The organism is Methylotuvimicrobium sp. KM2 (genome assembly GCF_038051925.1).
GTDB lineage: Bacteria > Pseudomonadota > Gammaproteobacteria > Methylococcales > Methylomonadaceae > Methylotuvimicrobium.
In genome coordinates this window covers 1,137,631-1,152,379 of sequence record NZ_CP150634.1, presented here as the reverse complement: position 1 = coordinate 1,152,379, position 14,749 = coordinate 1,137,631, and the positions used below count along the sequence as shown (strand labels likewise).

The window sequence follows — 14,749 nt, the reverse complement described above, 5'->3', positions numbered from 1 at the left end:
CCATCCGGGCTACGATGCTACGTTCCATCCGGGCTCCGGCTACGCTGCTCAATACGCCAGCGATATCCGCCCAACAATCGAGCGAGGCTCGCCAGGCATAACCGTGGGGCCGGAATCGTTTGCAACAAAGTAGCGCTTATCCAGCACGTTATTGGCGAACAGCTCCAACTTCATGTTCTGATAAGTGTACGAAGCCCCCAAATCCCAAGTCGTGAAGTTGGGAAGTTGGATAGTGTTCGCGTTGTCGAGCAGCCGGTTTCCGACGAAATTCACGCCGGTAGAAAGGGTCAAATTCTCCAGCAATCCGCTGTCGAAGCGGTAATGCGTCCAAAAATTGGCCTGGTGTTCCGGAGTGTTCTGGAAGCGATTACCGACATCGCCCGCGTTGCTCTTGGTGATTTTCGCATCGATAAAGGCATAGCCACCCTGGACGAACCACTGGTCGGTAATCTGATAGGCCAACTCGACCTCGGCGCCTTTGGAGCGTATCTCGCCGGTCTGCACCTGGAAGCCCGGATTGGCCCGGTCCGGCGTGCTCACATTGGTCCGCGTGATATCGAAATACGACGCCGTTCCGGTCAAGCCCCAAGGAAAGTTGACTTTGATGCCGGCTTCCACCTGCTCCGACTGTCCGAGATCGAAAGGCCTACCGGAGGCGGTGCCGAAGCCGACCGCATCGGCCACGTTGAAACCCTCCCCGTAGCCGGCGAACAGGTGGACCGAATCGGTGACGTGAAATGTGCCGCCTCCTTGGAAGATAGTGTTATCCGTATCCGTCTCCGTAACTTTACCGGTGACGATTTTCCTCTTTCCGCTTACCCTGGAATGCCGTACGCCGCCCATCAGATCGAATCTGGAGGTAATCGATATGATGTCTTGAAAAGCAACCGCCCCCACCTCATAATTTCCTCCGAAGTTCAATTTAGTAGTGCTCAACACAGGATCTGTGTCTAGATAGATAGGATCGAGCGCATTGATGCTGGGGACGTTGATCCGAGGAAAAAATCCCCCGTTGAAATGGTGGTTGGTGTAATCGCCACAGAGAAATATCTGGTGTTTCAGCGGTCCGGTGTCTATCGTGCCGGTGATGTCGATTTGCCCGATAAAATCCCGATCTCTTTCCAGGAAATCCCGGCCTGAACGCGACACGTCGATACTCCCATTGACGGGGTTTAGCGTCGTAGCGTTGAGGAATGTTTGATCCTGGCGAACGCTGACTTCCCAATACTGAAATCGCGGCGATACCTTCCAATTCTCTCCTACGTCGATTTCCAGCCAGGCTTGAACCCTAGGAAGTTCGGTGTCCATATTGTCGAATCTTGGCTCGCCGAGAAAAGTGTCGCGCGACACCCGGCCCAAACCTCCACTATCCTGGACTGTCCCGATTGCCGGGAGCCCCGGAATTGACAGGCCTTGGCGATGCTGATACTCGGCATTGATGAAACCGCGGACCGGCCCGCCGTTGTCCCAAGACAATGCCAAGCCGAAATTCTCCCGATTCAAGTCCTGGAAATTGATAAACGTGTCGGTGCCTTCGATCTCTCCGGTAAACCGCGCCTTCAAGGCGCCGTCCGGCGTCAGTGGCGCATTGAAATCCCACTGACCGCTGGTCATGTCGCCGTCAAACTGGTCCCAACCGCCTCGGGTAAAACTCACTTCGGCGCCAAAGCGATCGTAAGGCCGCTTAGTAACGATGTTGATGACCCCGCCGCCGTTGCCGCCTTGGCCGAATATCGTGCTGCCCGGCCCTTTCAGGATCTCCACGCTCTGCACGTGACTGAGGGCGGAAAAATCGTTGGTATCGGGCAGGAACTCTTGCCGAATTCCGTTGCGAACCTGGTCAGCCTGAAATCCCCGGATGTTCACCTTAGGAAAGCGAGCGTAGCGCGACCCGAACACGGTCGCAGAAGGCACCTGTTTCATTATATCGCCGATGCTTTGGGTACCCTGGTCCTTGAATGCGTTCTCGGTAATTACTTGAATACTTTGGGGAACACGGACGGTCTCCATTGGGATTTTAGAGCCTGCGGTGGAATCCACTTCGATATATCGACTAAGATCGCCTCCGATAACTTTCATATCCAACTGCTCCACCGGCCCGGTCCAGGGCTTCTCCTCCGGCTCGGCCTTGACCAGCTTGAACTCGCCAGCCGCCGCGAGTAGAGTTTCGGTGCTTAGGCTGCCGGTTTTGGGTATCTCAAGCGTGATGACATTGCCGTCGACGGTGCGATAGCTTATTCCGCTGCCTTCGAGCAGGCGTTCGAGCGCTTGTTGCGGCGTGTAGCGTCCTTTGATGGCGTTGGCGGTCAAGGGTTCGGCCAGTTGCGCGCTGTACAGTAGTTGAACGCCGGTTTGCCGGGCGTATTCGGTCAAAGCCGGGACAAGGTTTTGTTTCGGGATATCGAATGCGAAGATTTGTTCGGCCGAAGGCTCGGCATGAAGCGGGGCGGGAAATACGAGCGAGCTCGAAATGACGGCCGCGAACAGCGGTGCGGCGGTAAATTGAAGCCGGTGTCGTTTATGCTTGGTTTCTCCAGATGCTTATCGAAAAATGAACGGTGTCTTTGATAAGACGGAGAAGTGATAAAGTACCGCACTGTTTTTTTTATTTTTTTATTTGGAAGGGTTTCGTAGCCCGTATCGAGCGCAAGCGTAATACGGAGAGTTCATGGCTTCGATTGTCCCGGATTGCGCGTTGCTTCATCCGGGCTACGGGATTGCTGTGTAGCCCGTATGCAGCGTAGCGGAATACGGGGAAGGCGTGGCTTCGATTGTCCCGGATTGCGCTTTGCTCCATCCGGGCTACGGGTTTGCTTTGTAGCCCGTATGCAGCGCAAGCGGAATACGGGATTATTCGCCGTAGTCGCCTTCACAATGTTGTGTTTCATCGCCCCAATCGGCCCGATAGATTCCTGCTTTGACATATCGGTGGAACGTCGAATAGGGCCAGTCCCGAACGCGAGTTACCAGCCCGTGTTTGACGGGGTTGTAATGGATGTAATCGAAATGCCGGTTTAAGTCGGACTCATTCCTGATCGTATGTTCCCAGAACCGGTTTTGCCATAGATCGTATTCGCCCCGGCGGTTCTTTTTCACGGCTACGCCGGCTTCGACGAGGCTGTTGGTAAATTGCCTCTTGATCCGTTTCCAACGCATTGAATAGTCTCTATCTTCAGGCGGCAGGGTCCAAATGGCGTGCAAATGTTCGGGCAGCACAACCCAGGCTTCGATATGAAACGGATGTTCGCGCCGCACATCCCGAACCGATTCCCGTAAGTCTTCGATGTAATCGACAAGCAGCGAGCGGTTCCTTTTTTGCAAGGTCACGGTAAAGAAATAGGTACCGCCTGCCACTCGGTTACGGCGATATGAAACCATTGATTACCTTGATCGATAGAGTGTCGTTTCGTAGTTCCGTAGCCCGTATGAAGCGTAGCGGAATACGGGGCGTTCGTGGCTCCGATTATCCCGGATTGCGCTACGCTCCATCCGGGCTACTTTAGTACAGCATCACATATTTACCAATGCCGGCCGATTTGACCGGCAGGGTTTGGCTAATGACCGCTAAAATCCGGTCGATTCGGTCGATGTCGAATACGCCGCTGACCCGGTGCGCCGCCAAAGTTTTGTCGGCCAGAATCACTCGGCCGGGGCGGTAGCGGTTGATTTCTTCGATGACCTTGTCCAGCGGTTCCGATTCGAAAATCAGACGGTTATCGCGCCACGCCCGTACTTTCTCGATTTTTACCTGCACCGCCGCACCGGGCTGTTGCCCGACGGCCGCCCTAACCTGCTCGCCCGGATGCAAAACAACAGCGTCGATGGTGGGATAGTCTGGCTGCGCAACTTGCACGGCGCTTTCGATGACGGTGACGCTGACTTCGCGGCTTCGTTTGCGGACAATAAACTCGGTACCGAGCGCTTTGATTTCATGGCCTCCGGCCGTGACGATGAACGGCCGGCCGGGATTTTTGCCGACCACGAATTCGGCCTCGCCGGAAATCAGTTCGACCCGGCGCGCTTCGGGAGTGTAACGGGTATTCAAGGCGCTGCCGGAGTTGAGATAGATCCGGCTGCCGTCCGCCAACTGCACGGTTTGCCGCGCTCCGATCGCGGTACGGTAATCGGCCAGCCAAGGCTGAATGCCGGCGTATGGGTTTAACCAGCCTATCAGTAAAATCAGGCAGGCCGCCACGGCAAGCGGCGCCCATCGCGAGATCCTTTTTTTTCCGGCAGGCTTCGGCTGTTTCGGATCGGCTTTCAAGGTTGGATGGCTTTTGCTATCCGCGCCGGCCTTACCGTTGTTATCCAAATAGCGGGCGACAAGCGCGCTGTCCTGTAAGCGGCCGAGGGCTTGCCACAACTCGAGCGCCTCGGCAAGCGCCCGCCGCCGGTTTTCGCCTTGCGCCAGCCAACGCTCCAATTCGCGCTCTTGCGCCAAACCGAATTCGCCCGAGGTCATGCGCGCCAACCAGACCAGCGCTTCGTCTTCCAATGTTTCGTTGTTATCTGGCGGCATATCGGATAGGCGGATGAATAATGAAGCGGTAAAAAAACATGTCCTTTTAATATTAAGACGAATGGACGTTAGTTTACCGTATTATTGATGTGCTTATTTTGAAAAGTTCCCGGATTAAAAATCGCTGACGTCAAATTATGAGCCCGTAGCCCGGATGGAGCGTAACGCAATCCGGGACGATCGAAGCCACGCCTGTCCCGAATTCCGCTGCACTGCATACGGGCTACGACCGACTCCATTGGGCACGAGGTTTGAACTCCGACCCAAACTTTTCATCTGCCTTGCGGTTTCAAGAACGCTTCGAACGGGATTGCAAATCCCGTTCGGTCTTAATTTTTTGACGATTATCGAGCAACGTAGCCCGGATGAAGGGTAGCGCAATCCGGGAAATTCGACGCCGCGCCTTTCCCGTATTCCGCTTGCGCTGCATACGGGCTACGGAATTACGCATCGTTTAGGGCTTTTTTACATTGCTTCAATGCGAGAATGATGTTCTTTTCGACCCAACTCACCGAAATATTCAATTCTTCGGCGATTTGTTTGTGACTGTAGCCTTCGAAGCGGCTCATCGTGAAAATTTTAAAGCATAACGGCGACAATTCTTCTAACGCCTGTTCGCATAACTCGAGTTTCTGCCGACCGAAAACGATTCGTTCGGGGCCGGGCGAGGCGTCCGGCAATTGGGTGTATTCATCGGTATCGATGTCGTCGGTTTCGCGTTGTTTGCGTAAATGATCGGTGGCCAAATTGGCCGCGATGCGATATGCGAAAGCGCGCGGATTAGCGATCGGTTCTGCGCTGTGAAGATTGATCAAGCGCAAAAAAATATCTTGCAGCAAGTCGTTCGCGGTATCCGCGCAGGCTATTCGCCGCACTAAAAACCGGTGCAACTCCTCTCTGTGCCGTTCGATCAAGGCTTGCGCTTCGCTGGGAGTGAATTCCAACATTTAGACTAGAAAATTATTGATTGAAGAGGAACAACCGAATTCATACGGTTAAAGCATTAAGCAATTAACAAGCCATTCGCAGTGCAATGGGTAAGCCTTTCGAAAACAGGCCTGTTATTAAACAACAATTTGTCTTGCGCTTAGTCATAAAACCCATGACGGAGAATTCCATCAAGCATTAGAAATAGGTTATTTCACACACCCAAATGCGGGATATGCCGCATTTTTCCGAATACACGAAGACATCAAAGCAGCTTTCGGAAAGACTAAAAAACCAGGAACAGCAAGAAAATACGGGTATCCGAATCAAACGTCCAAGCTCAGGCATAATAAATGCTTACTAAATTGATAGGAAACTCTATGGACCTCTGATTTTCACCTCCTCCACTCTCAATGCTGAAACCAAGCGCTCAACATATTGCCGAATTGATCACCGAACACCGGGACGAGTTGGATCGTTTCATCCTGCGTAAATTGGGATCGCAAGATATCGCCGCCGATATTCTGCAAGACGCTTTTTTACGGATGACCCATCAATCCGGCAATGAATGCATCGAAAACCCCCGAGCCTTCATCTTCCGCATCGTCGCCAATCTGGTCATCGATCATCAACGGCGTAGCGTCAACCGCTTGCCGCATGAAGCCGATGAAGAAACCCTTCACGCCATAGCGGACGGTTTGCCGTCTCCCGATGTCTGCTGCGAATCGCGGCAGCGACTCGAAATCCTGCAGCAAGCATTAAGCGAATTACCCGACAAATGCCGTCAGGCTTTTTATCTCAATCGAGTCGAAGGTTATACGCATGCTCAAATCGCACGGACGTTGAACCTGTCGGAAAGCATGGTCGCCAAGCATTTGCTCAGAGCGATGCAGCATTGCCGCGACCGTGTTCAATAATGCGTTCGTTCTTGTTGAGAGTTCGTTTCGCTTGCCGTCCTGCCGATAATTACGATCTTTTCCCGAACCATCGGCCCGAATCGGGTAAAATTCGTTGCCGATAACATCCCCGTGATACGTCATAGTATGTAAACCACTCTCGAAATATTTTGATGTCCAAAAAACCCGTATCGAAAATCCATGCCTTATCGGACCGAGCTTTGGAATGGCTGATTTTACTGCATTCCGGCAATGCGACCGAATGGGACCGGCAAAACGCCCACGAATGGCGCGCGCGCAGTCCCGCGCACGAAAAAGCCTTTGCGGAAGCCGAGCGGCTATGGTTCGACATGGGCGAAGCGCTGGCCGGCAAACCGCTGGAAACCGTCAAACCCCGGTTTTCGACGGCCAAACTCTCGGGACTGGCCGCACTGTTTTTGTTGGCGGCGGTTTTACCGTTTTTGGGACTCGACGACTATTTTTTCAGCGATTACCGAACCGGCGTCGGCGAGCGGCGCACGATCGTTTTGGCCGACGGCAGTCAAGTGCTGTTGAATACCGATACCGCGATAGCGCTCGATTGGAACGAGCAAGAACGGTCGATAACGTTGCGGCGAGGCCAAGCGCTATTCACCGTCGCACCCGACCCGAACCGGCCGTTTTCGGTCGTGACCGAAGATTGCACCGTCACCGCGCTCGGCACCGTGTTCGAAGTCCACACGGAGCGAAAGGCCACCCGCGTGACCGTATTGGAACATACCGTAAAGATCGAGCCGGTTTCAAGCGGCGTGCAAGCCTTGCGCCTGGAGGAAGGCCATCAAACCCGTTTCGGTTCGGCGCAAGGTTTCGAGCCGGTAAGCGCCGCCGATATCGAACGAATCGAGGCCTGGCAACGCGGCAAGCTGATCGTCAAAGATCATCCGCTATTCGAGGTCGTGACCGAGCTCGACCGTTATTACCGTGGCGCTACGATCGTCGCAGGCGGCCGTCTGCCGGATTTACGAGTCACCGGCGTCTTCCCGACCGGCGACCGGGACGGCGTGATCGCGATGATCGAAGCGGCGCTGCCGGTCCGGGCAACCCGGATCACGCCCTGGTTGACGGTATTGCACGAGTGAACGCGATGGTAGCCCGGATGACACGCAGTGCAATCCGGGAAGGCCGAAGCCACGCCTTTCCCGTATTCCGCTTCGCTGCATACGGGCTACGTTTTCTGGTTTCCACGGTCCTCCGTGAGAATCCATACCTTGGCTACCGCAACAAGACCGGTATGCATTCCCACGCAGGATCATTGAGCACCGTAGCCCGGATGAAACGCAGTGCAATCCGGGAAAGCCAAAGCCACGCCCTTCCCGTATTCCGCTCCGCTGCATACGGGCTACATGCTACATGCTACACTTTTTCAATCCGATAAAATTATCCGTTAGCCCATGACTCAACCATCCGATCCATCGAACGACTTCGATTCGCCTTGGAAAGAGGCGCTCGAATATTATTTCCCCCAGTTCATGGCGTTGTTGTTTCCCGAAGCCCATGCCGAAATCGACTGGTCAAGGCCGCATGAGTTTCTCGATACCGAACTGCAAAAAATCGTCCGGGACGCCGAATCCGGACGCCGGCACACCGACAAGTTGGTCAAGGTATTTACGCTCGGCGGCGTCGAAACCTGGGTTCTGATCCATGTCGAAATTCAAGGCAAGGCCGACCGGCACTTCAATCGCCGTATGTATCGCTATCATTACCGGCTGCAAGACCGTCACCCGAACCGGCGCATCGCGAGTTTCGCGATTCTGACCGACCGCAATCCAGTCCGGCAGCTTGGACATTACCGACAAACCTTGTGGCACACCGAAATCGATTTTAAATTTCCGGTCATCCGCTTGCAGGATTGGCACGACCATCGAACCGACCTGGAAAACAGCCCGAATCCGTTCGCGTTGGTGGTGTTGGCTCAACTGGACGCCCATCGCACCCGGCAAGACGATAGCGCGAGGAAAGCCGGTAAATTCGGATTGATACGGCTATTGTTGTCGCGCGATTATGCGCGTCAGGATATTATGGAGCTGTTACGGGTCATAGATTGGCTGATGCAACTCCCGGATGAGTTGGAGCGGCAATTAACCGATGAAATCAAACAACTGGAGGCGGAAACGATGACTTATGTGATGTCGATAGAGCGTTTGGCTCTGGAGCAAGGTAAATTAGAAGGAAGAATGGAGGGAAGAATGGAAGGAAAAATTGAAGGAAAAGCGGAAGGCAAAATCGAAGGAAAAATTGAAGGCGAAGCTGGAATACTTCAGCGCCTGTTGGTCAAACGTTTCGGCCCCCTGCCGGATGTGATTCAGCAACGTCTCGATCAGGCCACGTCGGAACAACTCGAAATCTGGGCCGAGCGCGTCCTGGATGCGCCGAACTTACCGGCGGTGTTTGACGATCATTAAGCACCGTAGCCCGGATGAAACGCGGTGCAATCCGGGAATGCCGAAGCCGCGCCCTTCCCGTATTCCGCTTGCGCTGCATACGGGCTACGAAACTGTTTTTGCTCCACCCTAAACCGAAGTGACCGACTTAAAAGGAGCAGACGCAATGGACCACGCATTCCCGAAGACCGTGACAATCGGCATACCGAAGCCGCAGAACCCGTAGCCCGGATGAAACACAGTGCAATCCGGGAAGGCCGAAGCCACGCCCTTCCCGTATTCCGCTTCGCTGCATACGGGCTACAAAAGAATAAATTCATTTAACAAAATTTATTTGCGATTACCGTTACAAGATTTTCCCTCCTGATCCGTCTTAAGCAATAGGCCGCTTTAGGCCGTGACCTTATCAGGAGAAACCATGGAAAAAAATGAAGATCATTTAGGCACCCGCGCCAAGTTTGCGTTCGGCCTCTTTTCCGTAGCGGCCGGACTATTGGCCGGGAGCATCGCCGCGCCGGCCGTGGCAAGCGATACCCCTTTCGCCTCGCCGCAATCCTTCGACATTCCCTCGCAACCGCTGGACAGTGCTCTGACCGAACTGGCCGACCGCGCCGGACTCAAACTGCTGTACCGCGCGGACACGGCCCGGCAAGCCCGCTCCCACAAAGTCGCCGGCAATTACACGCCGCAACAAGCGCTCGACATCATGTTGCACGACACCGGTTTGAGCTACCGCCTGACCGATGATGGTGCGGTCACCATCGAGAAACCTCGCACCGAATTCAGCACCGAAAGCCTTCTGGCGGCGGCCGGCGAATTCGAACTGGTCAAGGCCGAGCCTGAAGAAAAACCCTGGACCGGGCCGGTGGAGCAGTTGGATATGAAAGTCATCGGCGGGGATCTAAGCCGTTATATAGAAGTGGATTCCACTGCTGGAACCAAGTTCCCAATCGAAATTACCCGTGTACCGCAAAGTATTCAGGTTATCAACGAGGAGTCCATCAAGGATCAAGGGGCTCAAAGTATCGGTGATATCATGAAGCAAGTGCCATCCGCCAATGTGTTCGGCTCACGTTTTACCGGCGGGTTTCCTAGCGTCAGTATCCGAGGATTCAGGGCCGAACAGACCCGTAACGGCGTAAGGCAACTCTATTTTTCTGATGTCGATTTTTCATCTCTGAGTCATATTCAAAGCGTGGAAGTATTGAAAGGCCCTGGCGGTAACTTATTCGGACAAACCAGTGCCTTTGAAGGCTCACCGGGCGGAATCATTAACGTCATCACCAAACGACCGTACGATCGATTAGGCGCAGACGTAAGTTTTACCCGCGGCGGTTGGACTGGATTCGCCGGCGACATTACCAGCGGTCAGTGGGATTTCAACGTGCCGATGGGTGGTTTTAAGGCACGCTTCACCGGAGAGGTGGAAAGCTCCGATACCTTTACTAATTTCCAGCAATTGGATCGGCAGAATTTCGGACTGATGCTCACATACGATGACGGTGGCCCGGTGCGCGCCTATTTCAATGCAGAGTATCAGCGCGTCGAGAATCTACCGAATCCGGCATTGCCTGCGGTTGGAACTGTCGTAAACAGCGGCGTAGGTCGAATTTCACGAGACACTTATCTCGGTGAACCGAAATTCGACGAAGCCGTCACCCAGGCTCCACTGGTTCAGGCATGGGTTGAGATTGATTTGCTCGACAACTGGAACGATATCCTGAAAGATTGGAAAGTAATCCCTCGGTATCAGTATCATGAGTTCAAGGTAAGGATGGATCAAACCTTCAGTTCGAATAATGCGGCATCGGTTGATACTACCAGTAATGGAATTCTCGTTCCCCGTGGGGGACGTTTTAATTTTCATGAGGCCGACAAAGTCCACATTGGGCAAGTCGATTTAACCGGTAAATTGACAACCGGACCTCTGGAACATCAGATTTATATCAACGGTGATTTTCAGAAAACGAATTCATCTATTTCTTGGTTCGACAGGGTTAATATGCCCGACATCAACGCCTTGAAACCGACCTTTCTCACGATTGCCCCAGAAGTGGATCCGAATTCGATTGCTTTTGGATCGGAAGCAACGCTGTGGTCAGGCGGTTTTCAAGATGAGATTTCAATCACGAAGTATTTCGATCTGCTGGGCGGTTTTCGCTATACGAGCCTCGAATCGGATACCAATGTGTCCAACACCAACTTTCAGATTGGCGGTACTTTTCATGCCACGGATTCGATTCACCTGTTCGCCGGTTACGGAGAAGGTTTCGGCTTTCAGCCTGGTGCAATCACTGTTACCGGCCAGCCCTTTGATGCAGAGGAATCTGAGCAAGTTGAAGCCGGAATCAAGTTCAACTTTCCGTGGGGGTTATCAGGTACCGCATCGTTTTTTGAGTTGACTCGTACCAATGTTGGAACGCCTGATCTTCAAAATCCGGGGTTTAGTATACAGACCGGGGAAATTCGACACCGTGGAGCGGAAGTCGAACTAGCCTATCAAGTCACCGACAAATGGTATTTTCAAGGTGGCTACGCTTTTATCAACTCTAATATCACTAAGAGTAATGACGGCGACCAGGGCAACCGTTTTCAGAATACCCCTAAACATCAGGGAAGCTTTTGGACCCATTACCGTTTTGACAACAACCTCTTAAGCGGTTTGGCGCTTTCCACTGGCATCAATTTCGTCGGCGACCGGCCGCTAGACAATAGCAATAGCGTCGAACTTCCCAACTTTACCACTTGGGATTTGGGTGCATCCTACACATACAAAAATGTGAAACTGGATTTGTTTGCCAATAATGTGCTGGATAAACGCTATTTCACCGCTGCAGATCGATTTGTCGGATCTGCTGTAATCCCGGGCGATCCACGCTCAATCGTTGGCCGAATCTCGTTCACGTATTGATTTAGAATCCGGATGGAGCTTTGCAGCCCGGATGGAGCGCAGCGCAATCCGGGACGGTCGAAGCCGCGCCTGTCCCGTATTCCGCTTCGCTGCATACGGGCTACGTCCGTTCATTCACACCATCGATAGAACATGATGAGACAACACGATCACGACCGTCCCGGCGGCGAATTTACCGCTTCGGCAAGACCCATCAATACCCGTCTGAATCGGCTGAAAACCCGCCGCAAACTCTGGCTCGACGTGCATTTGTGGTTGGGTTTGACGTTAGGCTTTTTGCTGGCGATTTACGGTTTGACCGGCAGTATTTTGGTGTTCCATGCCGAAATCGACGAATGGCTGAATCCGACGTTGTTGACGGTCGAACCGCCCGAACGGACGGCTGCTTACCGGCCGCTCGCGGAGATTTTCGCCGCCGGCCGATCCGCCATGCCGAACAATGCAAAGCATACCTTCGCAACCTATCCGCGCAATGATGCGGCGGCGGCCTTCCGGCTGTCTTATGCGGTGCCGAACGGTAATGGCGCCAACGATAGCTGGCAGGTTTATGTCGATCCGTACACGTCCGAAGTGATCGGGAAGCGTTTGATGGAGTCATCGGATAGCTGGCTGCCGCATACCTTCATCGGCTTCGTGTTCAGGTTGCATTACGATTTATTGCTGCCGGAGGACGTCAGTCCGGTCATCGTCGGCCTATCTTCCGCGTTATTGATCATTTCGGTACTGACCGGCCTGATCGTTTGGTGGCCGTTGACCGGTAAATGGCGCAACGCGTTGACGATCAAGCGCCATGCAAGCGGCGGGCGCTTGAATTATGACCTACACAAGACTTCCGGTTTTTATACGGCTTTGATCATGTTGCCGGTGCTGTTTTCCGGTATTTACATGGTCTTGCCGCACAATGTCGTGCTGGTGTTGGAGCTGTTTTCGCCGGTCACGTACCGTTATTGGTTTAAATCCGTGCCGGTCGAGGGCCTGGAGCCGATTGCGATGGATCGGGCCGTCGCGATCGCCGGCGAACGCTACCCGAACGGGCGGCCACATTGGATATACGGCGCACCCGGTGCGGAAGATACCTATACGGTGTGCAAGGACGGCGTCGACCGGCCGGGCAGTTGGCTACAGCGGGTCTGTGTCGTGATCGACCGGTATTCCGGCCGGGTGCTCGATATCGACGACCCGGCGATCGGCACGGCCGGCGAGGTGTTCACGCATTGGCAGTGGCCGTTGCATTCGGGCCAGGCCTTCGGCATGACCGGGCGGATTCTGGTCTTTCTGACCGGCTTGGCTTGTCCGCTGTTGTTCGTCACCGGGTTGATTCGGTGGCTGCAAAAACGGCGGGCCGCGAATTCCAAAATGCGTAGCCCGGATGGAGTGTAGCGTAATCCGGGACGGGCGAGGCCACGAATTCCCAGTATTCCGCTTCGCTGCATACGGGCTACAGGGTTCAAGGCTTTTGATGTTCCGACGTTGACATGAAGTTTGTATAAATAATTTAAGCTAGGGTATGATCGTATCACTACTGTGTCATCGCACTTCACATGTCGGGCTCTTTGATTCCCTCATCCCTAAGGGAGAGGGGAAAATGTGCCGACAGTTGAAGCGTGAAAGATATAACGTTTGCAACTATTACATGACGGTGCTTTTATGAGATCGGTAAAGTTTACATCGTGGCAAGAAGATACATTTTTTCTCGGGTTTCTGAATGAATATCCTGATTATCAAACTCAAGGTATGACGAAAGAAGAGTTGATCGATAATTTGAAAGATTTATTAATTGATATCGAGTCCGGACAAATTCCTTATATCCGTAAAGTCGAAGAATTGTTGGTCGCCTGAATGAAGAGGCGCGATTTGATCAAGGCGCTTGAAAACATGGGCTGTATTCTTGTGCGTAACGGTGGTCGGCACGATTGGTACACGAATCCACAAACCAAGCAATCCCAACCGGTTCCCCGGCATAACGAAATCAATGAAAATTTGGCAAAGGCCATACTCAAAAAATTGCAAAATGCTTGATCCAACCCGGCGGCATGCTCCTTTACCATAGAGAATTATCGGAAATCGACCGGTTTGGTCCCGACGTTGTCGATCCACTCGCCATGCCGGATGAACCCCGTGCGATCGTATACGCTTCACCTTCCAGTCCGTAGGATGCGGTGAACAACGTGAACCGCATCAATCGCGAACGATGCGGTTCCTGTCGTCACCGCATCCTACGCCCTGCAAAAACACCGGGCCACGAATTCCCCGGATTCCGCTTCGCTACATATCCAGGGAAGGTGAGGTCTTGTGCGCAAATTCAAGACTTTACCCCATTTATCCTGATCCCGTTTACCCCATGTTCTCTACTCTATCCAATATCGGTGTGACCCCGATTTCCGGCGCTTCGCGTTCAAATTTACTCATAATGAGTCCACATCCGATAAACTTTAATCAGTTTTTCGTCGTCAACCACTTCATAGACCAAGCGATGTTGTTTGTTAATGCGACGACTGATTAAGCCTTGCATATCCCCTTTCAAAACTTCAAAGGCTGGAAGGATATCAGAAAGGATCTTGCTGTATTAACTCAAGCAGTTTTAACGTTTTGGGTTTTAAACCAGTAGAAGCTAACTTTTTCGCATCCTTCTGCGCTTGGCTCATCAACAAAACCTGGTACATTACCAATCCAATTGGCTCAACGTTACTCCCTTATCAGCAGGTTCCGACTTTGCTTTTTTAATGCTTTCAACCATGCCTTGAAAACCCCGCAAATAATCATCATCAGAAAGATAATCCTCGGAATCCACGACACTCACCTCGTTTTCAGAAAAATGCTGTAGCAACCAAATAAACTTATCGCTAACACTGTCATCAATTTTAAGTGTTAATGTTTTCATAATGATTAACTCCTTAATCAGAAGGATGGAGAGATTAAACTTGAAGCATTGTAGCAAAGGGTGGCAGATGGAGAAAAAGGATTACATTTTTCGCAATCAATTCGTTAGCAGCGCTGTAAACGGGCTACCGGTTGTCGTGTTGGGGCTCCTATCATCTCGGCAATTACTCCAGGCATTGCCCTACCTCCTGCATCC

General features: G+C 52.7%; 13 protein-coding genes. 7 read left to right on the top strand and 6 right to left on the bottom strand.

The window, feature by feature from the left end; genetic code table 11:
• Positions 1–48: 48 nt before the first annotated feature.
• From WJM45_RS05155 to WJM45_RS05140, 4 genes are all read right to left on the bottom strand, one after another.
• A complete protein-coding gene (locus tag WJM45_RS05155) occupies positions 49–2,373 on the bottom strand; it encodes a TonB-dependent receptor (protein WP_341327910.1) in 2,325 nt (774 codons plus the stop codon).
• A 477-nt stretch (positions 2,374–2,850) separates the two neighbouring features.
• Positions 2,851–3,378: a transposase gene (locus WJM45_RS05150; protein WP_341327909.1), complete on the bottom strand. Its 528-nt coding sequence runs from the start codon at positions 3,376–3,378 to the stop codon at positions 2,851–2,853.
• 121 nt (positions 3,379–3,499) lie between these two features.
• Positions 3,500–4,519 carry a FecR family protein gene (locus WJM45_RS05145; RefSeq protein WP_341327908.1) on the bottom strand — a complete coding sequence of 340 codons (1,020 nt, stop codon included), beginning with the start codon at positions 4,517–4,519 and terminating at the stop codon, positions 3,500–3,502.
• 443 nt (positions 4,520–4,962) lie between these two features.
• On the bottom strand, positions 4,963–5,466 hold the full coding sequence (locus tag WJM45_RS05140) for a sigma-70 family RNA polymerase sigma factor (protein ID WP_341327907.1): 504 nt from the start codon (positions 5,464–5,466) through the stop codon (positions 4,963–4,965).
• Positions 5,467–5,859: 393 nt separating this feature from the next.
• On the opposite strand from WJM45_RS05140, the gene WJM45_RS05135 reads away from it, so the two are divergent.
• The 7 genes from WJM45_RS05135 to WJM45_RS05105 all read left to right on the top strand — a co-directional run bounded on the left by WJM45_RS05135 (position 5,860) and on the right by WJM45_RS05105 (position 13,692).
• Positions 5,860–6,363, top strand: coding sequence for a sigma-70 family RNA polymerase sigma factor (locus tag WJM45_RS05135; protein ID WP_341327906.1), 504 nt, complete (start codon positions 5,860–5,862; stop codon positions 6,361–6,363).
• 152 nt (positions 6,364–6,515) lie between these two features.
• Complete coding sequence (locus tag WJM45_RS05130) at positions 6,516–7,460, top strand: FecR family protein (RefSeq protein ID WP_341327905.1); 945 nt, start codon at positions 6,516–6,518, stop codon at positions 7,458–7,460.
• 312 nt (positions 7,461–7,772) lie between these two features.
• A complete protein-coding gene (locus WJM45_RS05125) occupies positions 7,773–8,783 on the top strand; it encodes a DUF4351 domain-containing protein (RefSeq protein WP_341327904.1) in 1,011 nt (336 codons plus the stop codon).
• Positions 8,784–9,180: 397 nt separating this feature from the next.
• Positions 9,181–11,673 carry a TonB-dependent receptor gene (locus tag WJM45_RS05120; RefSeq protein WP_341327903.1) on the top strand — a complete coding sequence of 831 codons (2,493 nt, stop codon included), beginning with the start codon at positions 9,181–9,183 and terminating at the stop codon, positions 11,671–11,673.
• Positions 11,674–11,808: 135 nt separating this feature from the next.
• Positions 11,809–13,053, top strand: a complete 1,245-nt coding sequence (locus WJM45_RS05115; protein WP_341328909.1) for a PepSY-associated TM helix domain-containing protein — start codon at positions 11,809–11,811, stop codon at positions 13,051–13,053.
• A 267-nt stretch (positions 13,054–13,320) separates the two neighbouring features.
• On the top strand, positions 13,321–13,512 hold the full coding sequence (locus WJM45_RS05110; RefSeq protein ID WP_341327902.1) for a type II toxin-antitoxin system HicB family antitoxin: 192 nt from the start codon (positions 13,321–13,323) through the stop codon (positions 13,510–13,512).
• Complete coding sequence (locus tag WJM45_RS05105; RefSeq protein WP_341327901.1) at positions 13,513–13,692, top strand: type II toxin-antitoxin system HicA family toxin; 180 nt, start codon at positions 13,513–13,515, stop codon at positions 13,690–13,692.
• A gap of 382 nt (positions 13,693–14,074) precedes the next feature.
• On the opposite strand, the gene WJM45_RS05100 is transcribed toward WJM45_RS05105, so the two are convergent.
• Both WJM45_RS05100 and WJM45_RS05095 read right to left on the bottom strand, forming a co-directional pair.
• On the bottom strand, positions 14,075–14,185 hold the full coding sequence (locus WJM45_RS05100; protein ID WP_341327900.1) for a type II toxin-antitoxin system YoeB family toxin: 111 nt from the start codon (positions 14,183–14,185) through the stop codon (positions 14,075–14,077).
• 150 nt (positions 14,186–14,335) lie between these two features.
• On the bottom strand, positions 14,336–14,554 hold the full coding sequence (locus WJM45_RS05095; protein WP_341327899.1) for a hypothetical protein: 219 nt from the start codon (positions 14,552–14,554) through the stop codon (positions 14,336–14,338).
• Positions 14,555–14,749: the final 195 nt, after the last annotated feature.